This window comes from Aeromonas sp. 130281 (assembly GCF_056642115.1).
This window is the reverse complement of record NZ_JBWVQS010000008.1, coordinates 84,847-110,332: the sequence shown is the minus strand read 5'-3', so window position 1 is coordinate 110,332 and position 25,486 is coordinate 84,847. Positions and strand designations below refer to the sequence as shown.

Here is a 25,486-nt window from a genome sequence, read left to right as displayed (position 1 = left end):
GCGTACCATTGGGGGCCCTGCGGGGCCCTTTGTTCTCTTAGGGGCACATCATGAACCTGAAAATTGCAGCGATATGGCTGCTGCTCATTCCCGGCATCAGCCAGGCGATCAATGTCGGCGCCGTCACCACCTTCATCGATGCGGGCAGTCAGGAGGTCGCCAAACAGATTGAAAATGGTAGCGACCAGGCCAGATTGGTCACGATCAGCGTGACACGCATCACCTCACCGGAAGAGGGGGGACAGGAGATCCCCATGGAAGTCAGCGGCGAGCTGATGTTGTCACCCAGTCGACTGATGCTGCCCGCCAATGCCAGGAACAACGTGAGGTTCTTTTACAAGGGCCCGCAGGATGACAAGGAGCGTTACTACCGCATCCGCTGGCTGGACACGGCCCTCTCCGTCGACGATCAGCGCAACGAACACCGTCAGGCGGTTGCCACCACGTCCGCCCAGATAGGCACCATTCTGGTGGTGACACCACGCCAGCACCGATTCGCCTATGACCTGAAGGACGACACCCTCACCAACCGGGGGAATGCCTCCTATCGCACGGTGGCGTATGGCCCCTGCCTGAAAGGCGAGGAGCTGTGCAAGGAGACCTACTACGACCTGCCGGGCAAGCAACGCCGGTTCAAGCAGGTCAATATGCGTGATCCAAAGAGCCACCTGGGGCTCTGGCTGGGTCAGGAATTCGTCGTCATCAAGTAACCCCCAATAACGGTATCGCCCCACCCTCTTGCAGGGTGACGCCCTCCCGTTGTCTACATCCGGAACCATGGTGCTCGAAATGTTGAAAAAAGCCTGGCTGTTGCCGCTCTCCTGGCTGATTGCTATGTCAGCCTCGGCCAGCACTGCTGCCCCTCTCAAAATCGCCAACGTCATCATTCCTGCCAGTTTTGCCAAGGCACTGGAAGAGGGGCTGGCGGTACCGGTGCGCCTCCGATACACGGATGAGGACAACAGGATCGACACCCTGACCGACGACACCATCGGCAATGCCACCCTGCTGCTGCAAGATGGCAAGCTGCACTTGTTGCACCTTGATTTCAGTGCCGGCCAGCAGCAAGGCGTGCTGAACGACGCCCTCACCACCCTGCTCTCCAGCCAGCAAAAGCGCACTTTTTCTGCAGAAGGCGATTTGCAGATCGACGCCGATGCCAGCATGCAGCTGGACCTTGTCGCCATGCTGCTCACCATCCGGGTGTCACGGGACGCCTTTGGCCAGGCCAGGCAACCTGACAACCGCGTCACACTGACCCCGACGGTGGACACCTTGACGGGCGTACAGCGCTACAACCTGGGCTACTCCTTCATCAACAATCCCCAGAGCGGCCACCACGACTCCAATTTCCTGCAACTGGAGAGCATCGTCGGACTCGGCGCGCACCATGTCGCCCTGGATGCCTCCCTTTACAACCTGGGCGAGCCGGAACAGAGCGGCGATATCTACCGCGCCATGTACGAATGGGATCTCGATGATCGCCGCATCGCGGCGGGCATGGTGTCAACGTGGGACTTGCAGACCCTGGGGGTAGTGACGGGCCTGACCACGGGCCGCCTCTACGGCGCATCCTATGGCAACCAGGCACAATCTCGAAAACAGGCAACCAACGAATCGACCACCCCGGTGCAAGTCTTCATGCCCGCCAACGGCGAGGCCAGGGTCTATCGGGATGAGCGCCTGATCGGCCTGCAAAACCTGGCTATCGGCAACCAGCACATAGATACCTCTTCGTTCCCCAACGGGGTCTACAACGTCACGGTCGAAGTCTATGTCGACGGCCGCCTGACCAGCACGACCACCCAGCGTGTCACCAAGCTGGGTGGCAACCTGGGGTTTACCCGGGAGTGGGGATGGCAGTGGTGGGGGGGCATGATGGAGAACAGCCAGAGCAGCGGCGATTCCCCCCTGCTGGGCCTGTCGCTGGCGCGCTCGCTGGACACCCTCGACGTGGCCACGACGACCTATGCTTTCAGGGGCGCGGCCGCCGGCGAGGGGCGCGCCAGCTGGCAGGTTACGGATCGCCTCGGCACCCAGGTGCAAGGCATGCTGGCCACAGATCACTCCTGGCGGCTGGCCTCCAGCCTCTCCCTGCAGGCCCATGACAACGCCTCCCTGTGGGTCAGCCAGGAGAAACTGAACGCGGGCGATACCCTGGGAGTGGGTGAAACCGAGCTCTACTCCGCCGGCATCACGCTCAATCTGGGTGGCTGGGTCAGCGGCCTGGGCCAACTGACCTTCAACACCACGCACGACCGTCAGATGAACAGCGATCGCAGCTATGCGGATTACTACCAGCACCTCTATGCGGGCCGATACGGCAACCTCTCCATGCGCGCCAGCCTGCAGAGTGACAGCAGTACCCTCGATGGATTCAGCAACAAGAGCATCACCCTGGACTACTCCATCCCGTTCGACAATCTGTTCAGCTTCGGCATGAGCAGCAACGAGCAGGGCCAGACCACGGCCAACCTCAGCTATCAGAAGCGCATGGAGGGGGCCATCAACCTGGCAACGCTGAATGCCTCCCGCATGATGCACGGCAGCGACACGCACAATATGGCGCTTTCCGGCACCCTGGGGTTCGAGAACAGGGTCATCGGCGGCACCATGACGCTGGGTCGCGGCCACGGTGGCGACATGAATGGCAACCTGATTGCACGAGGTGCCCTGATCACCACGGAGAATGACGTGGTCGCATCCAGCCGGAGCTCCTCAGGTTCAGGCCTCATCATCAATACCGGCATCCACCGCGACGGACAGATGCTCGCCAAGGTGAATGGACAGGACTACCCCCTGCAAGGGGAACAGACATTCCTGGCACTCCCACCCTATCAGGAGTACGAGGTGGAACTGCTCAACAGCAAGACGGGCAAGGACAGCTATGACATCAACACCGGCAAGCAGCGCTACACCCTGTTCCCCGGCAACGTCGCCACCCTGGATGCCGGCAGCAGCATCAAGGAGATGGTCACCGTGTTCGGCGTACTCAGGGCTGAAGACGGCTCGCTGCTTGCGAATGCCCGCATTGACAACCACATCGGCACCACGGTGACCAACGAGGCAGGCGAATTCTCCCTGGATGTGGACAAGGCCAATCCCATGCTGACTTTCCGCCGGGGAAGCGACTTCTGTGAAGCCGACCTGGATCTTGCACAACACACGGGCGCAGCCTGGGTCGGCGTCGTGACCTGCCAGGGACTGCCCACCTATGCCATGGTGAGAGAATATTGAACATGAACATCACACACAGATTGCTGCTGGTCATTGCACTTGGCGCCGGCTGGGCACAGCAAAGCAGTGCCGCTGTATCCAAAACCGTCTGGCCGAATGCCGCGCTGCGCCATTTTCTGTTTATTGAAAATCAGGAAGACAACAACCTGTTTGTTGCGCCGACCGATGGTCTGGATCCTCGCCTGACCGGCGCAAATGCCTGGACCTCGCTCAAAGGCAATGGTCAGGTGAGCCTGGCGTACGTTGATAACGGATACAACACCGATATCAACAACTGGAACGTCGATATGTGGGAAAACGGCCCTATTCGCCGCCCTTATGTCAACCAACGCTGCATCATGACTTATACCCGTTGTGACCCTGATACAGCGGAGGCAGTCAACAAACCGGCCGTCGTTGATGATCTCGGCTTCTTCGGCCTCATCGGGGCATCTGCTGGTTGGGGTCATGGCAAATTGAGTTCGAGTTTCTTTGACTATCTTCGGACCATGCCTGTGGGAGCCATCTTGAACAGGGAAATGAACCTGTGCATGACCACATTCAAATATGACGCGGCAGCCGGTGAACGCTGTATCAATCAAAACAGTGGCTACTGGTATGTGAGAAACATGCAGCACAAAAAAGCAGGACATCTTCGCTTCGTACAAACCAATGCGATAAGCGAAGTCATTGTGGACAGCAATGGGACACCCTATGTTTTGCCCGGTTCACAAGGCTGTGAGAATTACAGGCTGGGCACCCGAGATGGGATTTTGTGTCGTTTTCTTGATTACAACTTCAACGAAGATGGCAGCCAGAACTACACCGAGCCCTATATGTATACCAATGTCAGAAACAGCTCGCTGAATAGCGCCATTGGTGCTGCGGATCTGCAAATGAGCGCAGATTTGAAAAATTGGGCAAACAAAGGTTCTCGCTACAACATCAGCTATTTAAGAGGGCAGCCCTCGGTTTATCTTTTCTTGTCCAGCAATTTCTTCAAACAAGTTGTGAGACTGGGACTGCAAGATCAACTGACTCGCAGTCTGATCAACTTCAACATGAAGAATGGCTATGCCCCCGAGAGTGGATACTATGAATTCAGCGGCACAACAGAAATTCATATCAAGCCACGGGACTTCAGCGTTTCCATTTTATCTTCGGAAGGCGTCAGCAACCCTTACAGGGAGGGTCAGGTCGGAAAAGATATTCTGAGCTTCTCATACAATATCTCTGATAGCGGCCCCATCAGTGCCGACATGCTGGAAATTTCCATTTCACAGGACAGAGGTTCGCCTTATCAGGGACATTGCACCTTCTATCCTGCTGGCTCGTCTGCACCCGAACAGGCCGTCCCCATACCCACCAGGCTGGTATTCGATTCGGTGGCTCATGGTGCGGCTTCACGGCACACCATTCGCTGCGATCGCACACCGGTGGATATTCGCACCCTGGGTATACAGGACAACCAGCCGCCGCAGGAGTGGAACGATCCCGTCAACGGCCAGGGCATCACCCGGTTTTACAAGCTGGCGCTGGAGTTCGACCTGACCGATCCCATGGTGCAGCGCACCATGGGCGACGAGATGTGGGAAGGTGAGGTGGAGCAAAGCGGCACCATCACCATCAAGGGGACCTGGCGCTGACCATGGAGCACATTATGCATCGTCTTCTTTGGCCCTTGCTGGGCGGCCTGCTCGCCTCACAGGCCGCCGCCCTCGACATCGGCGCCATGACTCTTGCCATGGCGCCAAAGCAGGAGTTCATCACCCGAACCCTGACCAACAACAGCGCCTCGCCCAAGCTGTACGACATACAGATGGAAAAAATCAGCGACCCCACGGCCAGGGGCAGGACACTGCCCACCGTCCCCGGTGAGCTGCTGTTTGCCCCCAAGCGTTTCACGCTGCACTCCAGACAGGCCCAGAACGTCAAGTTCTACTACAAGGGGCCGACCGATGACCATGAGCGTTACTACCGCATCACCTTCACCGAGTCACCGGCGGCCCAGGTGGATGACGGCAGTCAGACGCAGCACCGGGGAACCGTAGAGGTGAAGCTGGCCCTGCAGTCCATTCTGGTGGTGCGCCCGCGTCAGTCACGTTTTGAATACCAGCTGGATTCGGCACAGAGCAGCATCACCAATACCGGCAACACCTATTTCGAATTCATGGTCAAGCAAGGTTGTGAGCAGCCGGACAGCGAGGCAGACAGCAAATACCTGTTGCCCGGCGAGACCTACCAGAACCCGAGGATCGGCCAAGCAGGCAACCAGAAGCTGATCGTCTACCAGTCTCGCTTCATCCCGGTCGGCAAGGATTGCTGGCCAGACTAGGTGACCGGCACCGGGCAACCTGGGTCAGCAACCCCGAAGGTCAGGAGGAGATCGTCGCCAATCTGGCCGCGAAGCCCATGAAGAACAGACCTATCAGGCCATTGCCCAGCCGGGCAAGCCCCTGTTTACGGCGAAAGAAGCTAGCCACCAGGGTGCCGCCGAAGATCAGCAGGGTGAGATAGACGAAGCTCATGGCTTCCAGCATGCCGGCCAGCACCAGGTAGGAGATCCAGGTGTGGGCATAGCTGAAGTCGATGAACTGCACGAAGAAGGAGACGTAGAACAGGATTGCCTTGGGGTTGGTGAGGCTCAGGGTGAGGGCCTTGGAGAAATAGCGCTCCCCCAGCTCCACCGCAGACTCCTGCCCTTCGCGCCTGGCAATGAAGTTGGCATGGAGGATCTTCACCCCCAGATAGAGCAGGTAGATGGCGCCGAGATAACGCACCAGAGTAAACAGCAGGGGGGTGGTGCGAATGAGGGAAGCGATCCCCAGATAGGCACAGAAGATGAGGATGGCGTCACCGACGAAGACCCCGAGGGCGGCGCGATAGCCAGGCCCAATGCCCCGCACCGCGGCGGTGCGCAGCACATAAATCGAGTTGGGGCCCGGCGCTATGATGATGAAGAAGAGGCCCACCAGATAGGTCCAGACGTTGATGACTCCCAGGCTTTCGAACATGTTCCCTCCATGGCGGACGATGGGCCGGATAGCGGCGGCAGGCTTTCTATACTAATCCGCCACGCGCCAAGCACAAGATCTGACCTGCCATCCCCACACCTTCAGGATGCACGGCTGGCACGCCGATCGAGAGCAGCCCCGGCGTTCGCCCACTTTGGTTATGTCCAGATGCACCGGGATAGGGCATGGTAGAGGGAGTGTGAAACCGCAGATACCTCATCCATGGACAAGACCCTGAGTACCGACACGCCGATCGCCGCCCCGCCCTCGGCCGACCCCCTGAACACCACCACTTATCCGGTGATTGCCGCCATCAGCTTCTCGCACCTGTTGAACGACATGATGCAATCGGTGCTGCTGGCCATCTATCCGCTGCTGAAGCTGGGGCTCGATCTGTCGTTCACCCAGATAGGGCTCATCACCCTCACCTACCAGTTCACGGGCTCGTTGTTGCAGCCGCTGATCGGCCTCTACACGGACCGCAGGCCCATGCCGTATTCGCTGCCCCTCGGCATGGGCTTCACCCTGATCGGCTTGCTCTCCCTGTCACAGGCGGGCAGCTTTGGCGCCGTACTGCTGTCGGCCATGCTGATCGGCATGGGCTCCTCCGTCTTCCACCCGGAATCCTCCCGGGTCGCCCGCATGGCGGCCGGCAACCAGCCGGGCCTGGCCCAATCCCTGTTCCAGATCGGTGGCAACCTCGGCTCGGCCATAGGTCCGCTGCTCGCCGCGCTCATCATAGTGCCGCAGGGACAGGGCAGCGCCGCTTGGTTCTCGCTGTTCGCCCTGGTGGGCGTCATGGTGCTCTGCCTGGTCGGGCGCTGGTCCAGCCATCACGGGGCCAACTTCCACAAGCGGATGAAGGCCCATGCCGGCAGTGGCCTGAGCCGCCGCCAGATCGGCTGGTCGCTGGCCATCCTGGGTCTGCTGATGTTCTCCAAGTTCTTCTACATGACCAGCCTGAGCAGCTATTACACCTTCTATCTGATGGACAAGTTCAGCCTGTCCCTGGATAGCGCCCAGTTCCATCTGTTTGCCTTCCTGTTCGCCGTCGCGGCGGGCACAGTGCTCGGCGGGCCGGTCGGTGACCGCATCGGCCGCAAGCGGGTGATCTGGATCTCCATCCTGGGGGTCGCCCCCTTCACCCTGCTGCTGCCCCACGTCGACCTGTTCTGGACCTCGGTGCTCTCGGTGATCATCGGCCTCGTCCTGGCGTCGGCCTTCTCCGCCATCCTGGTCTACGCCCAGGAGCTGGTGCCCGGCAAGGTCGGCACCATCTCCGGCCTCTTCTTCGGCTTCGCCTTCGGCATGGGGGGCATAGGCGCCGCCCTGCTGGGTCAGCTGGCCGATGCCACCAGCATAGAGACCGTGTACCAGCTCTGCGCCTACCTGCCGCTCATCGGCTTGCTGACCGCCTTCTTGCCGACTCTTAGAAAGGGATAACGGGCCACCCCGCGAGGGATAGCACCCATAAAAAACGCGGCCTGAGAGGCCGCGTTGGACGTTGATGAGAACAAGGGTACGTCAGCAGTACTGATCAGCCACCCAGCCGGAGGGGATGACAGACCCACTGGAAGTTGTCACTACTGAGCCCGTGATCGTGGTCATCGACGACACCGGGCTGCATCATCAGCAGTACTGGCCAGCTACCCAGCCGGAAGACCAGGCCCACTGGAAGTTGTAGCCACCGAGCCAGCCGGTCACGTCCACCACCTCGCCGACGAAGTAGAGACCGGGCACCTTGCGCGCCTCCATGGTCTTGGAGGAGAGCTCCTTGGTATCCACCCCCCCCAGGGTCACCTCGGCGGTGCGATAGCCTTCGGTGCCGTTCGGCAGTATCTGCCAGTCCCCCAGCAAGGTGGCCACCGCCTCCAGCTCCCGTTCGTTGTACTGACGCATCGGCTTGCTGTGGAGCTGCCCCAGCTCCACCAGCTTGTCGACGAAGCGCTTGGGTAGCTCGCGCCCCAGCACGGTTTTCAGCTCCTGGGCCGGATGGGCCTGGGCCCAGGCCTTGAGGGCCGCAGGGATATCCAGCTCGGGCAGCAGGTTGATGTGGATCTTCTCCCCCGCCAGCCAGAAGGAGGAGATCTGCAGGATGGCGGGGCCGGAGAGACCGCGATGGGTGAACAGCATGGCCTCCTTGAAGCGGGTGCCATCCTCGGCGGTCACCGCCACCGGCAGGCTGACCCCGGCGAGATCGGCGAACGCCTCTTTCTGTTCCTGATGCAGGGTGAAGGGCACCAGACCGGCGCGGGTGGGCAGCACGTTGAGGCCGAACTGCTCCGCCAGCTTGAAGCCGTACGGAGTGGCGCCGAGTTTCGGCATGGAGAGGCCGCCGGTGGCGACCACCAGCGACGAGCAGGCGATCTCCCCCTTGCTGGTGTCGAGCAGGAAGCCGTCATCCGTCTTGCTGACGGAGAGGATCTCGGTCTGGCACTGCAGGGTCACCCCGGCCCAGTCACACTCGGTGAGCAGGATGTCGACGATATCCTTGGCGCTTTCGTCGCAAAAGAGCTGGCCCAGGGTCTTCTCGTGGTAGTTCAGGCCATGCCTGTCCACCAGCTCGATGAAGTCCTGCTGGGTGTAGCGCGCCAGCGCCGACTTGCAGAAGTGCGGATTGCCCGAGAGGAAGGCGTGGGGACCGGCCTGATGGTTGGTGAAGTTGCAGCGACCGCCGCCGCTGATGAGGATCTTGCGCCCCGGTTTCTTGGCGTTGTCCAGCAGCAGCACGGATCGCCCCCGATAACCGGCCTGGGCCGCACACATCAAGCCGGCCGCCCCGGCTCCGATCACCACCACATCCACCTGCTTCATCATCACTCACCCATCAAAAGAAAAACGGCCCCTGCTAAGGGACCGTCATCGCATCCGGCAGAAACCACAGCGGCGGTTTCATGGCTGCATCAATCGAAAACGGCCCACGAGGGGGCCGTATTGTACTGGCTGAACACTAAGTGTCCACGACTATCAGGCGTTGCCGTCCATGATGCTGGCAGGGGCACCCTTGACCAGCTCGGCCAGCTCCTTGTCGATGAAGTAGAGACCCTTGCCATCTTCCCCCACCAGCGACAGGCGATCGACGATGCTCTTGAACAGCTTCTCCTCTTCGTGCTGCTCGGCCACGTACCACTGCAGGAAGTTGAAGGTGGAGTAGTCCTGGGTGGTGAATGCCACATGGGCCAGGCCGTTGATGCACTTGGTGATGTGGTACTCGTGCTCCAGGGTGGTACGGAAGATGTCCCCCAGCGAGTTGAACTCGTGGGGAGGGGCATCGATGGCCCCCAGCAGCGGCATGCCACCGGTTTCGCTCACGTAGGTGAACAGGCGCTCCATGTGCTGGCGCTCCTCGGCGGCGTGCTTGCGCAGGAAGGTGGCAGCCCCTTCGAAGCCCTTGTCCTCGCACCAGGCGCTCATCTGCAGGTAGAGATTGGAGGAATAGAATTCAAGATTAATCTGCTCGTTCAACTTCTCGATCATGGCTTTGGCCAACATGATGATTCTCCACTGTGATTTGGTCACGATTGTCGCCACTGTTGCAGCCTGACGCAACCAGATACGACGGTCAGCGCTCGCAGTTGTGACCCGGCTTCACCTCATCCTGTCACCCATACGGTTATAGAGAAGCAAAGAAACATGGTGTAGGTAGCGTCAGCCATTATGATGGCGCCAGTGGTCGGGGAAAGGATTCAATGAGATTCATTATGGCACTGGCGCTGCTCTGGATAACCCAGTTGCAGGCCACTCCCTCCTTGCTGGAAGAGGCTGAATTGCAGGCGGCGCGGGATCCCGTCGGCTATCTGCAGCGCCTCGACGCCAGCCCGCAGCAGGACATGGAGCTGTTCCATGCCAGAGCCCTTGCCCAGGCCGCCCTGGGACGCTACCAGCAGGCCCTGCTGGACAACGCCCGCGCCCGCGGGCTGGCCAGTGCCCAGCAGGAGAGCCAGCGCCTGCTCGACTTCAGATTGCAGCAGATTGCCCTGACCCTGGATACCGAGGCCCCCGAGCAGGCTCTCCAGCTACTGACCCAGCTCAGGCCGGCCATCCTGGGCCATCTCCAGCAGGAGTCCGAGTGGCATGCCCTCAATGGCCTCGCCCTCTACCGTACCCAGCAGATGAAGGAGGCGATCGCCGAGCTCAAGACCGCCTTCCAGCTCAAGCAAAAAGGGCCAAAAAGCGCCCTCTCCACCTTGCAGTGTGCCCGTCTGATGATGACCCTTGGCAACCTCTATGCCGATCTCAGCCTCCACCGGGAGGCCGAGAGCTACTATCAGGATGCCCTCGGGCAGATGGTGCGACTGAACGAACCCAACAGTCAGGCCATCATCCAGGCCAACATGGCACGACTCTACATCGACATGGGGCGCCCCGATCGGGCGAGCGAGCTGCTCGAGACCCTGCTGGCCACCCCCGGGCTCTCGCCCCATTATCGCGCCATCGTCCTCGGCTACAGGGCCATGGTGTTCAATGCGCAGCGAGACTGGCACTCCGCCTGGCAAAGCCTGGAGGAGGCGCAGGCCATCTATGAGGGGCTGGGTTATCCCCAGGCCGCCTCCCGGCTGACCGAGATCCGGGCCAGAACCCTGCAGGGACGGGGGGAGACCCAGCTGGCCTTGCAACTGCTGACGAATCAGCCAGGCCCGGTCAGCATAGAGGGCAAGGCGATGCAGGCCAGGCTGCTGGCAGACCTGGGACGCTACCCCGAGGCCTATGGTGTCATGACCCGCTACATGCAGCACTACAGGCAGCACTTCAACCAGACCCTGAGCCAGCATGCCGCCGCCTTCCAGGTCGAGATGGACCTGGCCCGCAGCGAGGCCAGCAACCTGGCGTTGCAGCAGGAGAACGAGAACAAGCGCCAGCAACTGCTGTATCAGCAGAGTGCCCGCTACTACCAGCTGATGCTGGTCGTCCTGCTGATCGGCGCCCTGATCCTGCTCGGGCTCACCACCCACAGACTGCACCGCAGCTCGCGCCATCTCTACAAGTTGGCCACCTTCGATCAGCTGACCGGGCTGCCGAACCGGCGCGCCCTGCTGGAGCAACTGGAGCAGCAGTGGCAGCTGGATGCGCCACTGACCCTGCTCATCATCGACATCGACCATTTCAAGCAGATCAACGACAGGCACGGCCACCAGACAGGTGACCAGGCCATACGGCAACTGGCCCGGGAGCTGAAGAGCTGGGCGCCGGATCTGCAACAGGTCGGGCGCTGGGGAGGGGAGGAGTTTCTGGTAGCCATGACGCAGGACGGCGCCACTTGCTGGCGGCTGGCCGAACAGCTCAGAAACCGGATCGCCTACCTGGCCGCCCCCCACATGACCATCAGCATAGGGGTGGCGGAGCGCTCACCGGACGATGACAGCCTCAGCCAGCTGATCCACAGGGCCGACATGGCCATGTACCAGGCCAAACGTCAGGGGCGCAACCAGACCATACTGGCTCCGGCCCCCAACCAGCCTGCCTGCAACGTCGCCTGAGGCTGAAGGCCTGAGGCCATAACGCCTCGAACATCAGACACCAGGGGCGCAACCAGACCATATTGGCTGGCTCCGGCCCCCAATCAGCCAAGCTGCAATGTCGCCTGAGGCTGAAAGCCTGAAGCCATAACGCCTCGAACATCAGACACCAGGGACGCAACCAGACTATATTGGCTGGCTCCGGCCCCCAACCAGCCTGCCTGCAACGTAGCCTGACACAGGCACCTGACTCAGGGCAGCAGCTCGGTCAGGGAGGCTACATCCACCGGCGCCCCATAGTCGACGCCGGGCAGCTCGAAGCCGTTGAGCTGCATGAAGTCCTGGCGCAGCCCGGCGAAGTCCCCCAGGGCGTGGAAGTTGTCCGGTGTCACCTTGGACCAGAGCGCCGAGACGGCGGCCTGCACCGCCGGATCCAGCTCGTGGTCATCCATCCGGATCAGGCGGTTGCCGTCGGCCACCACCCCATGGGGCCCGTACATCTTGGTGGCAAACAGCCGCTGCATCTGCTCGATGCAGCCCTCGTGCACGCCCCGCTCCTTCATCACCCCCATCAGCAGGCCGAGGTAGACAGGCAGCACGGGAATATAGGCGCTCGCCTTGGTCACCAGCGCCTTGCACACCGACACCCAGGCGTGACCGCCGAGTTCGGCCAGCTGCAGGTTGATGGTCTCTGCGGTGGCGTGCAGGTGCTCCTTGGCGTAGCCGATGGTGCCGTCCCGATAAAGGGGATAGGTGGATTCAGGGCCAATGTAGGAGTAGGCGACTGTCTGCACCCCTGGAGCGAGACAATCAGCCTGCTGCAACGCCTGCAGCCAGAGCTGCCAGTCTTCGCCCCCCATCACGGTGACGGTATCGCGGATCTCCTCCGGGGTCGCGGGTGCCAGGGATTGCTGCACCAGGGTATCGCGCTCCAGATCCAGCCCCCAGCCGCTGAAGGGCTGGCCCGTGGTCTTGAGCACCGAGCGCACCTGGCGACCATCCGGCAGCACCCGAAGGCCGCTCGCCAGCGAATAGATCACCAGATCCACCTGCCCCAGTTGCTGGCGGATGGTGTCGATAGCCTGCTGGCGCATCCCGTCGGAGAAGGCATCACCAATCAGGTTGATGGCGATACGTCCCTCCTGCTCTGCCGCCTGGCGAAACCAGATGTTGTTGTACCAGCCCGCGCTGCCGAGCCCCTTGTCGGAGGGCCCGCGCTCGAACGAGATGCCCAGGGTATCGGCGCCGGCGCCGAAGGTCAGCGCGATGCGCGACGCCAGCCCGAAGCCGGAAGAGGCCCCCAGCACCAGCACCCGTTTCGGCCCGTTGAAGGGGCCCGCCCCCTTGACGCTGGCGATCTGCTGCTGCACGGCGGCGCGGCAGCCGATGGGATGGCAGTTGCGGGCAACGCAGCCCTGGATCTGGGGATGAATGATCATGAATGAATCTCCAAGGGATCGATGGAATACGGGGATCGGCCGCAGCGAGCGTCGGCAGCATCGCCACGGGAATTGGCTAGAGCATAACCAAGAAGCCGGGGATTACCTTGATGTCGGGTGGCATAGGGGCAAGAAAAGGGGGCAGAAAAACAAGAGGGAGCACAAGGCTCCCCAAAGCGTTATTCAGATGCTTTTTGTTGTGTTGTGTTCATTGCGAAGCACGGGCACATCCTATTCCCCTCACTCAGTCGGGGCAATAGAACGGCTGTGATCGGCTTCAAACTCCTGTTCAAAATATATGCAATCCTTTATCCGCAATGGCAACCAGGGAGTACGGGCTTGCCATGCAAATCCTGAAACTGTGGTGACATCGCCGTTTTAGTTTCAGCGGACATTGGTATAGTGAACCCAGGATCAGTGAGGAGAATTCCCATGAGTGGAACCTATTACAAGCACATACTGGCGGCGATCGACCTGTCGGAAGACAACCGCAAGGTGATCGACAAGGCGGTGGACAGAGCCCGTTCCAATGGCGCCAAACTGTCGGTGATCCATGTGGACGTGGACCTCAAGGATCTCTACACCGAGATGATCGATATCGACATCGACAACGTGCAGGATCAGGTGATCGCCGAAGCGAAAGAGAAGCTGGAGGCCTTCCTCGCCTCGGTGGACTACCCCATAGAGAAGAAGCTGGTGATCTGCGGCGATCTGAGCGAGCGGGTCAATCAGGCGGTCAAGGATTACCAGATAGACCTGCTGGTATGTGGCCACCGCCAGAGCTTCTGGAGCCTGCTCACCTCCAGCGCCCGCCAGCTGATGAATACGGTACCCTGCGATCTGCTGGTCGTGCCCTTGCAGAAGTGATCAAACAGGCGTAGCTTGATTTGCCATGAACATGACCATCGTCAATCACAACTACTGGTGGTGCTGCTTATAAACAGGCGGCACTGCTTTTCTATGTAATTTTTCCCAAAGAAAACACCGTGACCGCCGAGAGGCGGTCATTGTTTTCATCCCTTTGTCGCCTCCCGGCCCACCCCACTGGAGAGAGTGACATGCACAACCCCGTTATCCTGACCGGCGATCGCCCCACCGGCAAACTGCACATAGGCCACTACGTCGGCTCCCTGCGCCAGCGCGTCGAGGCCCAGCACCATTACCGCCAGTTCGTGATGATCGCCGATCTGCAGGCGCTGACCGACAACGGCCACAACCCGGCCAAGGTGACAGATCACGTGCTGGAGGTGATGGCCGACTACCTGGCCGCCGGCCTGGATCCGGCCAAGACCACCTTCTGCCTGCAGAGCGCCCTGCCCGCCCTCGCCGAGCTCACCACCTATTACCTCAACCTGGTCAGCGTCGCCCGACTGGAGCGCAACCCCACCGTCAAGGCGGAGATCCAGCAGAAAGGGTTCGAGCGCAGCCTGCCGGCAGGTTTTCTGGTCTATCCCGTCAGCCAGGCCGCCGACATCACCGCCTTTCGCGCCACCCATGTGCCGGTGGGCGAGGATCAGCTGCCCATGCTGGAGCAGACCAACGAGATAGTGCGCCGCTTCAACGCCCTGGTAGGAAAGGAGGTGCTGACCGAATGTCAGCCCATCCTGAGCGATACAGGGCGTCTGCCCGGCATCGACGGCAAAGCCAAGATGTCCAAGTCCCTCGGCAACACCATAGAGCTCGGCATGTCGGCGGAAGAGATCAAGCAGGCGGTGTTTGCCATGTATACCGACCCCAACCACCTCAGGGTGAGCGATCCGGGCCAGGTCGAAGGGAATACTGTGTTCGCCTATCTGGATGCCTTCCACCCGGACAAGGCGCTGGTGGCCGAGATGAAGGCCCACTACCAGCGCGGCGGGCTGGGAGACATGCGCTGCAAGCAGCTGCTGAACGACTGCCTGCAGACCCTGCTCACCCCCATGCGGGAGCGACGTCAGGCGGCCATCGCCGACAAGGAGAAGCTGCTGCGCCTGTTGCAGCAGGGCACCTTGCAGGCCCGCGCCCTCACCGACGAGGTGCTGACAGAGGTCAAGAGCGCCATGGGGCTGGACTACTTCGCCGGGTTGCGCTGAGTCGGCGCCCCCAGCGCGTCGGCACCGTAACGCTCGAAGGCGAGCCGGTGCAGCAGCCCCTTGAACCAGCCGATCGCCTCGTCATGGGCGCTGAGCGGGTGGCCCGCCATCAGGTAGACGATGGGAATGGCGGGCTCCAGCTGATGGAGCCGCAGCGGGTAGTAGCGACAGAAGTGGCGCCCTATCATCTCGGGCACCACCACCAGATAGCGGCCGGTCGCCATCAGCTGCGGCACCGCCATGAAGCTCGGCAACCTGACCCCCAGCTCCCGCGCCACCCCGAAGCGGGCCAGCCAGAGATCCACCATGGCCTGGCTGTGCCCCCAGCTGGAGGTGTGGATGTGGGGGCGGCTCACCAGCTCGTCCGGCCCCAGCTCATCGGGCAGCGCGCTGCCGAGCGGTGACAGGCAGACCAGGGGATTGCTGAACCACTCCTCGCGCCACAACCGGGGCGAGAGGTGGTTGGCGCCGGCGAAGCCGATCACCAGATCCAGCTCCCCCTTCTCCAGCTCCCGCTCGTAGTCGCTGTCCGCCAGCTCGCACACCTCCAGCCGGCAATGGGGCGCCTGCTGCACCATGCGCTCCACCAGGGTCGGCACCAGGCCGTGCTCCACCGAGCCCGGGGTGGCGATGCGAAACACCCGCTGGGCGCTGGCGGGCTCGAATCCCTTGGCCTGGCGCAGGCCCTGCTCCAGCATGGCAAGCGCCTGGCGCACCGGCCCGGCCAGGGCCTTGGCGCGCTCGGTGGGCATCATCTCCCGCCGGCTCATCACGAACAGGGGGTCGTCCAGCGCCTGGCGCAAGCGCCCCAGGGCGTGGCTGACGGTGGACTGGGAGAGGTGGAGCCGTTCCGCTGCACGGGTGACGTTGCGCTCCTGCATCAGCATGTCGAACACATTGAGCAGGTTGAGGTCGAGGCGGGAAAGGGGGAGTTCCATCGATATTGGCCATAGTTGAATGACGACAATTCATTTTTGGCATAGTAGCAGATTGCATAGAATGCGCGGGCGAATTACACGGAGATTAACATGCGTAGCTATCTGTTATTGCTGGCGATTGGCCTGTTGTGGGGCTCCCAGTTCATTTTCATGCATCAGGCCGTGACCGAACTGCCCCCCATCATGGTGGCGGCCGGTCGTGCCCTGTGCGGCAGCCTGACCCTGGGTCTGCTCTGCCTGTTCATGCGCCTCAAGAGCGAGCACACCCCCTGGCGTACCTATATGCTGATAGCCCTGCTCGATGCCACCATCCCCTTCATCATGGTGGCCTGGGGTCAGCAGTATGTGGACAGCGCCATCGCCGCCGTGGTCATGGGTTGTATCCCCTTTGTGACCATTCTGGCTGCGCCCCTGTTTATTTCTGGTGAAAGAATCACCAAGGGCGGTCTGCTCTCCGTGGTCATCGGCTTCGTCGGCGTGCTGGTGCTGTTCTGGCCGAAACTGGCCAACGGCATGAACGCCGGTCTGCTCGGTGCCATGGCCATACTGTTCGGCGCAAGCTGCTTCGCCATCGGCCTGCTGATGATCAAGCGCTTCGCCAAGGACCACCCTGTGGTGGTGGCCCGCAACATACTGATCTCGTCAGCCATCCAGCTGCTGCTGGCCGCTCCCTTCGTCACCGATCTGAGCGCCCTGACCCTGCCGAGCCAGCAGGCCATCGGCGCCGTGACAGTGCTGGGTGTGTTCTGTACCGGTCTGGTCTACTTCCTCTACATGGCGCTGATCCAGAAGGCGGGCCCGACCTTCGCCTCCTTCAGCAACTACCTGGTGCCGCTGTTCGGCGTCATGCTGGGTGCCCTCTTCCTCGGCGAGCAGGTGCACTCCACCACGGCCGTGGCACTGGCGCTGATCCTGGGCTCGGTCGCCCTGAACCAGTGGGCACAGCAGCGTCGTGCCCGTCGGGAGGCCAGCCTATGTCAGGCATCCTGACCACACTCTGCGGCGGTCTGGTGCTGATAGCCGGCTGGCAGTATCGCCACCGGCTGGCCGGACTGCTCGGCCTGCTGATGCTGACCCTGCCCTGGTTCTTCGACAGCAAGCTGCAGGCCATGCTGAGCTATGCCCTGAATGCCTGAATGCCATCTCTGAATGTGTGACGAGAGTGTATCTCTCCTGTTTTTGGGACCGTTTTAAAAAAAACCTCCGATTTGTCCCCGCTACCGGCGCTCTGCGCCGGTTTTTTTATGCCGGGTTTCAGCCCTCCGAGCAGTAGCGGTAGCTGAGCCGCTCGTTCTTGCGCGGCCCCGTGATCTGCCAGGCGAGCAGAAAGCCGTCCTCGGTCGGCGTCAGTTCCGCGCTGTAGTGATCCTGGCCGCACAGGTGCGCCTCGGCGGTGAGCCAACGCCCGTCTCCCTGGGGCAGCAGCTCGAACAGCAGCACCGGCGCCTGGTGGCGAAGGTGGGAGAGGCGGATCCCCCGCTCGCCGCGCTGCCACCAGAAACTGTTGTGCATGGTGAGCACCCGGCCATGGGGCGTGGTGTAGCGCCCCAGCTCAGTAAACAGCCAGCCTCCCTGATGATCGGTCACCCGCACCTCTCCCTCCCCACGGCCGTTCCAGTCGGTCGCGGAGCCCGTCCCGTTGCTAGCCTCGAAGGCAAACACACCGATCTGTGGCAACTGCCCCCATAAACGCTGGATCGCGCTTTCCAACTCGGCCATCATAGCGCCCTCCAAATTGACAACTGACGACAATTCAATCACATGAACTACTTGATAGGGGTTACCCTGCTCTGGTCCTTCTCCTTCAGCCTGATCGGGGTCTACCTCGCCGGCCAGGTGGACGCCTACTTCTCGGTGCTGACCCGCATCGTCCTCGCCAGCCTGGTGTTCCTGCCCTTCCTGCGCCGCCGCTGGCTGCGCCCCGATCTGGTGGCCAAGCTGATGGCGCTCGGCGCCATCCAGCTCGGCATCATGTATCTGTTCTATTACCACTCCTTCCTGCTGCTGACGGTGCCGGAAGTGCTGGTGTTCACCATCTTCACCCCCATCTACGTCACCCTGATCCACGATCTGCTGGAGGGGCGTTTCAAGCCGACCTACTTGTGGGGGGCGCTGCTGGCGGTGCTGGGGGCGGCCGTCATCCGCTTCGACGGCCTGACCGAGAGCTATGTGATGGGATTCCTGGTGGTGCAGGGAGCCAACCTCTGCTTCGCCCTGGGCCAGGTGGGCTACAAGGTGCTGCTGGCGCGAGAGGCGCAGCAACCGCCCCAGCTGGCGGTGTTCGGCTGCTTCTATCTGGGGGCCCTGGTGATCGCCCTGCCCGCCTGGTGGCTGCTGGGCCAACCGCAATACCCGACGAGTGGATTGCAGTGGGGCATACTGCTCTGGCTGGGGGTGGGGGCATCCGGACTCGGCTACTTCCTGTGGAACAAGGGAGCCACCCTGGTGAGCAGCGGCGTGCTGGCCATCATGAACAACGCCCTGATCCCGGCCGGTCTGCTGGTCAATCTGGTGCTCTGGGGCAAGGATACGGATCTGTTCAGGCTCAGCCTAGGCGCCCTGCTGATGCTGGCCTCCCTCTGGGTCTGCCAGCGTCAGCCGGCGCGCAGCGCGGACTGACGAACCACCAGGCCTGCCGATGCAGGCCTCCTTTGAACTACAGGCGTCGGCGGGTGAGTGAGCGCTGACTAAAAATCAGCCAACCACTGTGTTGCGTTCCCGCCTGGCCTGGCCGTGGCAGGAGGCCAGCCGGGCCAGCAGGTGATCGAGCTGCTCGGCGCTCTGGCTCTGCACCAGGCCTATGCTGACGGTCACCGGCCGCTCAGGCAACAGGCTGGCATCGGCGATCTCGAGACGCAGCCGTTCGGCAATCTCGAGGCCGCTCAGCCGATCTGTCTGGGAGAGCATCAGGATGAAACCGTCCTCGTCCCAGCGGGCGAAGGGATCTTCCCGCCGCAATTCGCGGCGCACTATGCGGGCCAGCTTGGCCAGCATGGCGTCGCAGGCGGCCTCGCCAAACAGCTGCAATATCTTGCTGCGGTGATCCACGGTGAACTGCAGCAGGCAGAAGCTGCCGCTCTCGCTGGTCAGCCGCTCGTCCAGCAGCGACTCGAAGTGACTGCGGCTCTCGAGCCCGGTGAGAGGGTCGGTGTCGTGGCGATCGTCCAGCTGGGGCATAATCGCGTCCAGATGGCGCACCACCCCCAGCAGCTGGCCTCGTTCGTCGCGGCGCACCCGCTCTTCCAGCCGGATGTAGTGGCCCTGATGGTGCAGGATGCGGTACTCGAGCCGCAACCCGCTGCTGCGCCCCTCCCGACAGGCATCGATGGCCTCCCCCAGGCGGGGCCCGTCATCCGGGTGCACCCGGGCCAGCCAGCCGAGATCATCCAGCTCGTTCCCCACCAGACCCAGCAGTTGCAGGCAGGAGGGATCGCGCCTCAGGCCCTGTTCGACCGACCAGGTCCAGATCCCGGCCTCCAGCATCGCCATGGCTTCTGCCTTCAGCGTCACCTCAAGCGGGGTAATGACCTCAACCCCGGGAGTCTCATACCTTTCCATCACGCGCCTCGAAACCGGATCTGACTGTCTGCCCAGACAGCAACACTCAATAAGTAACATTGGCGATTGCGCCGAGCAACAGCGTCAACTCGCTTTTCCCTGGTGCCCTTTTATCCGCACCAGCCGCTCCCTCAGCACATCTTGCCCTGATAGCCCGCCATCTGCGCCTGCCAACCTCCAGACACGAAGTGGAGGCCGAACTCAACCCGTCTTGCCCTGATAGCCCGCCATCAGGGCCTGCCAGTTCTCCGGCACGAAGTGGAAACTGGTGTGCAGCTGCGACTCCTTGTTGAAGGAGCGCAGCAACCGCTCCAGATTGGCCTGCTGCCAGCTGCCGGGGGAGCGGATAGCCCCCTTGTCAAAATCGATCACCCACACCTTGCCCTCCTTGTCGAGCAGCAGGTTGTGGCTGTTGAGGTCGGCGTGACAGACCCCAACCTCGTGCAGCCGGCGCACCGTCTGACCCACCTTGTGCCACACCTCGTCGGCGAGCGTCCCCTGCTTGAGCAGAGCCACCAGATCCTTGGCGCCACGGATGCGCTCGATCAGGATGTCGGCGCGATAGAAGGGCCCCTGCTTGACCATGCGGGCCGCGAACGGCCGCGGCACCGGCAGCCCCTGCTCGCTCAGCTGGGCCAGCAGACGGTATTCGGCCATGGCGCGGCTCGATTCGACCCCTTCGAACCAGAAGCGATCCCGTACCAGCTTGCCCACCATGCCGCCGCGATAATAGTGGCGCAGCACCAGGTGGCGCGACTCGTCCTTCACGAACCAGGTCACTCCGCGGCCTATGGCGGAGCCCACCACCTGCCGATGGGTCTGCCACCAGGCCGGATCGAATAACGCGGGGGAAGGGTCGCGGAAGGCGCCTTCGGCATACCAGCAGATCTGGTTGTGGGCGGTCTGTGTCAGCATCATGAGTATTCCGGTCGATAGTGGGGCGCAATGCATCCCGTCATGGGGACTGTGCCGGTCGGGCAGCTGGCGCAATTTTACAATCCACAAGGGAGTTTGCATAATGCCATCCATCCATTTTGCCACCATTGCGCCACATCATGCCGCTGTTCCAAACGCCGCCCTCCTCTATCTGCATCCTGCGGCTCTCCGCCATCGGAGATTGCTGCCATGCGCTGGCGCTGGTGCGCGTCATCCAGCGGGCCTGGCCAGAGACTCGCATCACCTGGGTAACCGGCAAGATTGAGGCGACCCTGTTTGCCGATCTGCCCGGGGTGGAGGTGATCCCCTTCGACAAGAGCAAGGGCTGGCGTGGCTACCGTGATCTCTGGCGCACCCTCAAGGGCCGCAAATTCGATGCCCTGCTCCACCTGCAGGCTGCCCTGCGGGCCAGCATCGCCACCCTGGGCATCAGGGCCAAGATCAAGCTCGGGTTCGACAAGGCGCGGGCCAACGACGGTCAGTGGCTGTTCACCAACCATCAAGTGGCTTCCCCCGCCTCCCCCCATGTGCTGGATGGCTTTCTCGCCTTCGCCAGGGAGCTCGGCATCCAGGATCTGACCCCGGACTGGCAGCTGCCCATCAGCGCCGAGCACCAGGCCTGGGCCCGGGAGAAGATAGACGGCAAGCCGACCCTGCTCATCTGCGCCGCCGCCAGCAAGGCGTTCAAGAACTGGACCGCCGAAGGCTATGCCACCCTGGCGGATCACGCCGCCAGCAAGGGGTTTCAGGTCTATCTCTGCGGCGGACCGGCCAGGCTGGAGCGGGATCTGGCCGCCGACATCCAGCGCCTGAGCCAGAGCAAGCCGGTGGATCTGGTGGGGCAGACCAACCTCAAGCAACTGCTGGCACTCATCAAGGAAGCCAGCCTGGTGCTGGCCCCCGATACCGGCCCCACCCACATGGCGACCCTGGCGGGCACGCCGGTGATCGGCCTCTACGCCCATCACAACCCGGATCGCACCGGCCCCTATCTGTGCCGCGAACACGCGGTCAGCGTCTATCGGGAGTTGATCGAGCAGGAGACCGGCAAGCCGCTGGCGGCACTCGACTGGCGTACCCGCCTCAAGGATCCGGACGCCATGCGCAAGATCACCAGCGAACGGGTCATCGCCGCCTTCGATCGGCTCTGTGCCGAGCACCAGCTGCCGGGCTGAGGGGCAACTCGGAAATTCCGAGCCCTGAGGCAGGGATAATCTGATGGCCCGAACCGGGTGCCGGGGGCAGAATAGCGGCCGATGTGGGTAACGCTCCCGCAGCAAGCAACGAATACTTTGATCGGCTGGAATATGATTCCGGCCGTTTTTTTATCCGCCCCCATCTGCTAACATTCGCCGCCTTTACAACCTCCTGACTCTGATTCTTCCGCGTTTTGCGAGCGACTGTCTCCCTTTCGGGCACATGACGGCAGCCTCTGCTACAACCAAAACACGGGTCATCGCTTAAAGGTACAGACATGGCGCAACAAGGCACTCTCTATATCATCTCCTCCCCGAGCGGGGCCGGTAAGTCCAGCCTGCTCAATGCCTTGCTGACCCAGCACAACGACGCCGGCAAGATGCAGCTCTCCGTCTCCCACACCACCCGCGCCACTCGCCCCGGCGAAGAGCACGGGGTGCACTACCACTTCGTGCAGGTGGAAGAGTTCAAGGCGCTGATCGAGCGCGGTGATTTTCTGGAGTGGGCAGAGGTGTTCGGCAACTACTACGGCACCTCCCGCGCCGCCATCGAGGCCTGCCTGGCTCAAGGCATCGACGTCTTCCTCGACATCGACTGGCAGGGCGCCCGCCAGATCCGCGAGCAGATGCCGACCAAGTCCATCTTCATCCTGCCCCCGAGCCGGGAAGAGCTGGAGCGCCGCCTGATCGGTCGCGGCCAGGACAGCAGCGAAGTGATCGCCGGCCGGATGGCGAAAGCCATTGCCGAAATGGTGCACTACGACGAGTATGACTATGTCATTATCAATGAAGACTTTGAGCAGGCGCTGTTCCAGCTCAGGGCCATCATAGAGTGCCAGCGGCTGGAATTGCGCCAGCAGCAGCAGGCCCAACAAAACTTGCTGCAACAGCTACTGGCAGAATAGGCCAAAAACAAGTAAACTTTTGCGTCATTTTTAAACACTGCTTTTTCAAACACAGAAAGCCCAAACACTGGAGTCCTGCATGGCACGCGTTACTGTAGAAGATGCTGTAAAACAGGTAGGTAACCGTTTTGACCTGGTGCTGGTCGCCGCACGCCGCGCCCGTCAAATCGCGGTACAAGGCAAAGATCCCCTGGTCGACGAAGAGAATGACAAGCCGACCGTGATCGCCCTGCGCGAGATCGAACTGGGTCTGGTCAACAACCAGGTGATGGATACCCAGGACCGCTACGAGCAGCAAGAGCAGGAAGCCGCCGAGCTGGCTGCCGTTGCTGCCATCGCCGAAGGCCGCGGTTAAGTTATTTCTCATGGTCGGCGCCCGCCCGGGTGCCGACTGTTCTTCCCATTTACAACCGCTCGAAAACCTCGCAAACTCGAGGGCATACCCTCAATTCCACGGATTGTCGTTTCACCGCTGCGGGGACTGTCTTGTATTTATTTGAAAACCTTAAAGAAATAGCCAGTTCCTACCTGCCTCCAGAGCAGGTTGAGAAGCTCAGGCAAGCCTATGTGGTGGCCCGTGACGCTCACCAGGGACAGATGCGTTCCAGCGGCGAGCCCTATATCACCCACCCGGTTGCCGTTGCCCGCATTCTCGGCGACATGCGACTCGATCACGAAACCCTGATGGCCGCCGTGCTGCACGACGTCATCGAAGATACCCCGGTCACCAAGGACGATCTCGCCGAGCTGTTCGGCAACGCCGTCGCCGAGCTGGTATCCGGCGTCTCCAAACTCGACAAGCTGAAGTTCCGCGATCGCAAGGAAGCCCAGGCCGAAAACTTCCGCAAGATGATGATGGCCATGACCCAGGACATCCGGGTCATCCTGATCAAGCTCGCCGACCGCACCCACAACATGCGCACCCTGGGCTCACTGCGGCCTGACAAGCGTCGCCGCATCGCCCGGGAAACCCTCGAGATCTTCGCCCCCATCGCCAACCGCCTCGGCATTCACACCATGAAGAACGAGCTGGAAGAGCTGGGCTTCGAGGCGCTCTACCCCATGCGCTCGCGGGTGCTGCGGGAATCGGTGCGCCGCGCCCGCGGCAATCGCCGCGAGATCATCGACTCCATCGAGAGCGAGATTGAGGGCCGGTTGCGCGAGGCCGGCATAGATGCCCAGGTCAGCGGTCGCGAGAAGAACCTGTTCTCCATCTACAACAAGATGGAGAAGAAAGAGCTGCAGTTCCATGAGGTGATGGATATCTACGCCTTCCGCGTCAGGGTGAAGGACATAGACACCTGCTACCGGGTGCTTGGTCAGATGCACAGCCTCTACAAGCCCCGTCCCGGCCGTTTCAAGGACTACATCGCCATTCCCAAGACCAACGGCTACCAGTCCCTGCACACCTCACTGGTGGGGCCGCACGGGGTGCCGGTGGAGGTGCAGATCCGCACCGAGTTCATGGATCAGATGGCCGACAAGGGGGTCGCCGCCCACTGGGCCTACAAGCAGGATGGCGACAGCTCGGGCACCACGGCCCAGATCCGCGCCCAGCGCTGGATGCAGAGCCTGCTGGAGTTGCAGCAGAGCGCCGGCAGCTCCTTTGAGTTCATCGAGGGGGTCAAGACCGACCTCTTCCCGGACGAGATCTACGTCTTCACCCCGGAGGGCCGCATCATGGAGCTGCCCGCCGGTGCCACCCCGGTGGACTTCGCCTATACGGTGCACACCGACATCGGCCACGCCTGCGTCGGCTCCCGGGTCGACCGCCACCCCTACCCCCTGAGCAGTCCGCTGCACTCGGGCCAGACGGTGGAGATCATCACGGCGCCGGGCGCCCGCCCGAACGCGGCCTGGCTCAACTTCGTGGTGACCACCAAGGCGCGCTCCAAGATCCGCCAGTTCCTCAAGAACCTGCGCACCGAAGAGTCTGTGGTGCTGGGTCGCCGCCTGCTCAACCATGCCCTCGGCGCCAAGAACATCGAAGACATCCCCGAGCCGCGCATCAAGCAGGTGCTGGCCGACACCAAGCACGAGAACCTGCAGGGGCTGCTGGCCGATGTGGGCCTTGGCAATGCCATGAGCGTCATGGTGGCGCGCCGCATGCTGGGTGACGAGTTGCCGCCGGAAGAGCAGCCGAAGTCCAGCAGCAAGAAGATGCCCATCAAGGGGGCCGACGGCATGCTGGTCACCTTCGCGAACTGCTGTCGCCCGATCCCGGGGGATGCCATCATCGCCCACATCAGCCCGGGCAAGGGACTGGTCATTCACCAAGAGTCCTGCCGCAACATTAAGGGCTACAGCCGCGAGCCGGACAAGTACCTGCCGGTGCAGTGGGAAGTGGACAAGGAGCAGGAGCAGGAGTTCCGCACCGGCATCAGCATCGAGATCGTCAACCACCAGGGTGCCCTGGCGGAGCTGGCCAACGTGATTGCCGCCACCGGCGCCAACATCCACGCCATCAGCACAGAAGAGAAGGATGGCCGGGTCTATCTGGTCACCCTGCTCATCACCACCAAGGGCCGCATCCACCTTGCCAACATCATGCGCAAGATCCGGGTGATGCCCAACGTGCTCAGGGTGAGCCGACAGAAGAACTGATCACACAGGCGGCGCGAGCCGCCTGCTGCTTTTCAAGAGACACTCATGGCCCCATGCAGCAGCCCACCTGCCTTGTTGCGTGCACCAGCCTCACGACATAGAAACCGATATGACTCCTGAACGCTTTAAACGGATCTCCGACATGCTGGCCC

The 25,486-nt window shown here is 61.9% G+C and carries 23 protein-coding genes; 15 read left to right on the top strand and 8 right to left on the bottom strand.

Going from position 1 to position 25,486, the window contains the following annotated elements:
- Nucleotides 1–50 precede the first annotated feature (50 nt).
- The 4 genes from AC1IN8_RS18210 (at nucleotide 51) to AC1IN8_RS18195 (ending at nucleotide 5,551) form a co-directional block, all read left to right on the top strand.
- Nucleotides 51–710 (top strand): EcpB family pilus assembly chaperone, encoded by a 660-nt coding sequence (locus AC1IN8_RS18210; protein WP_319914309.1) that lies wholly within the window; start codon nucleotides 51–53, stop codon nucleotides 708–710.
- A gap of 79 nt (nucleotides 711–789) precedes the next feature.
- Entirely contained in the window at nucleotides 790–3,237 is a 2,448-nt protein-coding gene (locus tag AC1IN8_RS18205; RefSeq protein ID WP_479760002.1) for a TcfC E-set like domain-containing protein, read from the top strand.
- 2 nt (nucleotides 3,238–3,239) lie between these two features.
- A complete protein-coding gene (locus AC1IN8_RS18200) occupies nucleotides 3,240–4,862 on the top strand; it encodes a hypothetical protein (protein WP_479760000.1) in 1,623 nt (540 codons plus the stop codon).
- Nucleotides 4,863–4,876: 14 nt separating this feature from the next.
- Nucleotides 4,877–5,551 (top strand): fimbria/pilus periplasmic chaperone, encoded by a 675-nt coding sequence (locus AC1IN8_RS18195; protein WP_479759999.1) that lies wholly within the window; start codon nucleotides 4,877–4,879, stop codon nucleotides 5,549–5,551.
- Nucleotides 5,552–5,591: 40 nt separating this feature from the next.
- Here the strand turns inward: AC1IN8_RS18195 and leuE are convergent, their stop codons facing one another.
- The gene (gene leuE, locus AC1IN8_RS18190; RefSeq protein ID WP_319916358.1) at nucleotides 5,592–6,230 is read right to left on the bottom strand and encodes a leucine efflux protein LeuE; all 639 of its coding nucleotides are present in this window, start codon (nucleotides 6,228–6,230) and stop codon (nucleotides 5,592–5,594) included.
- 222 nt (nucleotides 6,231–6,452) lie between these two features.
- Here leuE and AC1IN8_RS18185 point away from each other — a divergent pair, with 222 nt between their 5' ends.
- On the top strand, nucleotides 6,453–7,673 hold the full coding sequence (locus AC1IN8_RS18185) for an MFS transporter (RefSeq protein WP_479759997.1): 1,221 nt from the start codon (nucleotides 6,453–6,455) through the stop codon (nucleotides 7,671–7,673).
- 186 nt (nucleotides 7,674–7,859) lie between these two features.
- Here the strand turns inward: AC1IN8_RS18185 and AC1IN8_RS18180 are convergent, their stop codons facing one another.
- Complete coding sequence (locus AC1IN8_RS18180) at nucleotides 7,860–9,044, bottom strand: BaiN/RdsA family NAD(P)/FAD-dependent oxidoreductase (protein ID WP_479759995.1); 1,185 nt, start codon at nucleotides 9,042–9,044, stop codon at nucleotides 7,860–7,862.
- A 153-nt stretch (nucleotides 9,045–9,197) separates the two neighbouring features.
- Nucleotides 9,198–9,722, bottom strand: coding sequence for a non-heme ferritin (ftnA, locus tag AC1IN8_RS18175; protein ID WP_479759993.1), 525 nt, complete (start codon nucleotides 9,720–9,722; stop codon nucleotides 9,198–9,200).
- Between the two features lie 209 nt (nucleotides 9,723–9,931).
- On the opposite strand from ftnA, the gene AC1IN8_RS18170 reads away from it, so the two are divergent.
- Complete coding sequence (locus AC1IN8_RS18170; protein WP_479760019.1) at nucleotides 9,932–11,707, top strand: GGDEF domain-containing protein; 1,776 nt, start codon at nucleotides 9,932–9,934, stop codon at nucleotides 11,705–11,707.
- Nucleotides 11,708–11,937: 230 nt separating this feature from the next.
- On the opposite strand, the gene fabV is transcribed toward AC1IN8_RS18170, so the two are convergent.
- Nucleotides 11,938–13,125 (bottom strand): enoyl-ACP reductase FabV, encoded by a 1,188-nt coding sequence (gene fabV, locus AC1IN8_RS18165; protein WP_479759991.1) that lies wholly within the window; start codon nucleotides 13,123–13,125, stop codon nucleotides 11,938–11,940.
- Between the two features lie 432 nt (nucleotides 13,126–13,557).
- Between fabV and AC1IN8_RS18160 the strand changes: the two genes are divergently transcribed.
- A complete protein-coding gene (locus tag AC1IN8_RS18160; protein ID WP_025325220.1) occupies nucleotides 13,558–13,992 on the top strand; it encodes a universal stress protein in 435 nt (144 codons plus the stop codon).
- 191 nt (nucleotides 13,993–14,183) lie between these two features.
- Nucleotides 14,184–15,197, top strand: coding sequence for a tryptophan--tRNA ligase (gene trpS, locus AC1IN8_RS18155; protein WP_479759990.1), 1,014 nt, complete (start codon nucleotides 14,184–14,186; stop codon nucleotides 15,195–15,197).
- Here trpS and AC1IN8_RS18150 read toward each other — a convergent pair.
- Nucleotides 15,176–16,135, bottom strand: coding sequence for a LysR family transcriptional regulator (locus AC1IN8_RS18150; RefSeq protein WP_139437056.1), 960 nt, complete (start codon nucleotides 16,133–16,135; stop codon nucleotides 15,176–15,178). The genes trpS and AC1IN8_RS18150 overlap by 22 nt on opposite strands.
- Nucleotides 16,136–16,225: 90 nt before the next feature.
- Between AC1IN8_RS18150 and AC1IN8_RS18145 the strand changes: the two genes are divergently transcribed.
- Complete coding sequence (locus AC1IN8_RS18145; RefSeq protein ID WP_139437058.1) at nucleotides 16,226–17,125, top strand: DMT family transporter; 900 nt, start codon at nucleotides 16,226–16,228, stop codon at nucleotides 17,123–17,125.
- Nucleotides 17,110–17,271 carry a hypothetical protein gene (locus AC1IN8_RS18140; RefSeq protein WP_005326376.1) on the top strand — a complete coding sequence of 54 codons (162 nt, stop codon included), beginning with the start codon at nucleotides 17,110–17,112 and terminating at the stop codon, nucleotides 17,269–17,271. The genes AC1IN8_RS18145 and AC1IN8_RS18140 overlap by 16 nt, the downstream gene beginning before the upstream one ends.
- A 118-nt stretch (nucleotides 17,272–17,389) precedes the next feature.
- Here the strand turns inward: AC1IN8_RS18140 and AC1IN8_RS18135 are convergent, their stop codons facing one another.
- Nucleotides 17,390–17,854 (bottom strand): DUF6314 family protein, encoded by a 465-nt coding sequence (locus tag AC1IN8_RS18135; protein WP_479759987.1) that lies wholly within the window; start codon nucleotides 17,852–17,854, stop codon nucleotides 17,390–17,392.
- Nucleotides 17,855–17,896: 42 nt separating this feature from the next.
- Between AC1IN8_RS18135 and AC1IN8_RS18130 the strand changes: the two genes are divergently transcribed.
- Nucleotides 17,897–18,754 (top strand): carboxylate/amino acid/amine transporter, encoded by an 858-nt coding sequence (locus AC1IN8_RS18130; protein WP_319914319.1) that lies wholly within the window; start codon nucleotides 17,897–17,899, stop codon nucleotides 18,752–18,754.
- Between the two features lie 75 nt (nucleotides 18,755–18,829).
- Here AC1IN8_RS18130 and AC1IN8_RS18125 read toward each other — a convergent pair whose 3' ends face one another.
- Nucleotides 18,830–19,693: a GGDEF domain-containing protein gene (locus AC1IN8_RS18125; protein ID WP_479759986.1), complete on the bottom strand. Its 864-nt coding sequence runs from the start codon at nucleotides 19,691–19,693 to the stop codon at nucleotides 18,830–18,832.
- Between the two features lie 201 nt (nucleotides 19,694–19,894).
- The gene (locus AC1IN8_RS18120) at nucleotides 19,895–20,608 is read right to left on the bottom strand and encodes a 3-deoxy-D-manno-octulosonic acid kinase (RefSeq protein ID WP_479760017.1); all 714 of its coding nucleotides are present in this window, start codon (nucleotides 20,606–20,608) and stop codon (nucleotides 19,895–19,897) included.
- A 140-nt stretch (nucleotides 20,609–20,748) separates the two neighbouring features.
- On the opposite strand from AC1IN8_RS18120, the gene AC1IN8_RS18115 reads away from it, so the two are divergent.
- The 4 genes from AC1IN8_RS18115 (at nucleotide 20,749) to spoT (ending at nucleotide 25,334) form a co-directional block, all read left to right on the top strand.
- On the top strand, nucleotides 20,749–21,804 hold the full coding sequence (locus AC1IN8_RS18115; protein ID WP_479759985.1) for a glycosyltransferase family 9 protein: 1,056 nt from the start codon (nucleotides 20,749–20,751) through the stop codon (nucleotides 21,802–21,804).
- Nucleotides 21,805–22,103: 299 nt separating this feature from the next.
- Nucleotides 22,104–22,730, top strand: a complete 627-nt coding sequence (gene gmk / locus AC1IN8_RS18110) for a guanylate kinase (protein WP_139437069.1) — start codon at nucleotides 22,104–22,106, stop codon at nucleotides 22,728–22,730.
- A 79-nt stretch (nucleotides 22,731–22,809) separates the two neighbouring features.
- Nucleotides 22,810–23,085 carry a DNA-directed RNA polymerase subunit omega gene (gene rpoZ / locus AC1IN8_RS18105; RefSeq protein WP_005307060.1) on the top strand — a complete coding sequence of 92 codons (276 nt, stop codon included), beginning with the start codon at nucleotides 22,810–22,812 and terminating at the stop codon, nucleotides 23,083–23,085.
- A gap of 131 nt (nucleotides 23,086–23,216) precedes the next feature.
- Nucleotides 23,217–25,334, top strand: a complete 2,118-nt coding sequence (gene spoT, locus AC1IN8_RS18100; RefSeq protein ID WP_139437071.1) for a bifunctional GTP diphosphokinase/guanosine-3',5'-bis pyrophosphate 3'-pyrophosphohydrolase — start codon at nucleotides 23,217–23,219, stop codon at nucleotides 25,332–25,334.
- The last annotated feature ends 152 nt before the right edge of the window (nucleotides 25,335–25,486 follow it).

Bases quoted from the DNA above. Each gene is read 5' to 3' on its own strand.
- AC1IN8_RS18195 (WP_479759999.1), top strand. From the start codon at position 4,877: ATGCATCGTCTTCTTTGGCCCTTGCTGGGCGGCCTGCTCGCCTCACAG.
- AC1IN8_RS18200 (WP_479760000.1), top strand. From the start codon at position 3,240: ATGAACATCACACACAGATTGCTGCTGGTCATTGCACTTGGCGCCGGC.
- leuE (WP_319916358.1), bottom strand. From the start codon at position 6,230: ATGTTCGAAAGCCTGGGAGTCATCAACGTCTGGACCTATCTGGTGGGC.
- fabV (WP_479759991.1), bottom strand. From the start codon at position 13,125: ATGATCATTCATCCCCAGATCCAGGGCTGCGTTGCCCGCAACTGCCAT.
- ftnA (WP_479759993.1), bottom strand. From the start codon at position 9,722: ATGTTGGCCAAAGCCATGATCGAGAAGTTGAACGAGCAGATTAATCTT.
- AC1IN8_RS18145 (WP_139437058.1), top strand. From the start codon at position 16,226: ATGCGTAGCTATCTGTTATTGCTGGCGATTGGCCTGTTGTGGGGCTCC.
- AC1IN8_RS18205 (WP_479760002.1), top strand. From the start codon at position 790: ATGTTGAAAAAAGCCTGGCTGTTGCCGCTCTCCTGGCTGATTGCTATG.
- AC1IN8_RS18160 (WP_025325220.1), top strand. From the start codon at position 13,558: ATGAGTGGAACCTATTACAAGCACATACTGGCGGCGATCGACCTGTCG.
- gmk (WP_139437069.1), top strand. From the start codon at position 22,104: ATGGCGCAACAAGGCACTCTCTATATCATCTCCTCCCCGAGCGGGGCC.
- AC1IN8_RS18130 (WP_319914319.1), top strand. From the start codon at position 17,897: ATGAACTACTTGATAGGGGTTACCCTGCTCTGGTCCTTCTCCTTCAGC.
- trpS (WP_479759990.1), top strand. From the start codon at position 14,184: ATGCACAACCCCGTTATCCTGACCGGCGATCGCCCCACCGGCAAACTG.
- AC1IN8_RS18210 (WP_319914309.1), top strand. From the start codon at position 51: ATGAACCTGAAAATTGCAGCGATATGGCTGCTGCTCATTCCCGGCATC.
- AC1IN8_RS18125 (WP_479759986.1), bottom strand. From the start codon at position 19,693: ATGGAAAGGTATGAGACTCCCGGGGTTGAGGTCATTACCCCGCTTGAG.
- AC1IN8_RS18115 (WP_479759985.1), top strand. From the start codon at position 20,749: ATGCCGCTGTTCCAAACGCCGCCCTCCTCTATCTGCATCCTGCGGCTC.
- AC1IN8_RS18140 (WP_005326376.1), top strand. From the start codon at position 17,110: ATGTCAGGCATCCTGACCACACTCTGCGGCGGTCTGGTGCTGATAGCC.
- rpoZ (WP_005307060.1), top strand. From the start codon at position 22,810: ATGGCACGCGTTACTGTAGAAGATGCTGTAAAACAGGTAGGTAACCGT.
- AC1IN8_RS18170 (WP_479760019.1), top strand. From the start codon at position 9,932: ATGGCACTGGCGCTGCTCTGGATAACCCAGTTGCAGGCCACTCCCTCC.
- AC1IN8_RS18180 (WP_479759995.1), bottom strand. From the start codon at position 9,044: ATGAAGCAGGTGGATGTGGTGGTGATCGGAGCCGGGGCGGCCGGCTTG.
- AC1IN8_RS18185 (WP_479759997.1), top strand. From the start codon at position 6,453: ATGGACAAGACCCTGAGTACCGACACGCCGATCGCCGCCCCGCCCTCG.
- AC1IN8_RS18120 (WP_479760017.1), bottom strand. From the start codon at position 20,608: ATGCTGACACAGACCGCCCACAACCAGATCTGCTGGTATGCCGAAGGC.
- AC1IN8_RS18135 (WP_479759987.1), bottom strand. From the start codon at position 17,854: ATGGCCGAGTTGGAAAGCGCGATCCAGCGTTTATGGGGGCAGTTGCCA.
- AC1IN8_RS18150 (WP_139437056.1), bottom strand. From the start codon at position 16,135: ATGGAACTCCCCCTTTCCCGCCTCGACCTCAACCTGCTCAATGTGTTC.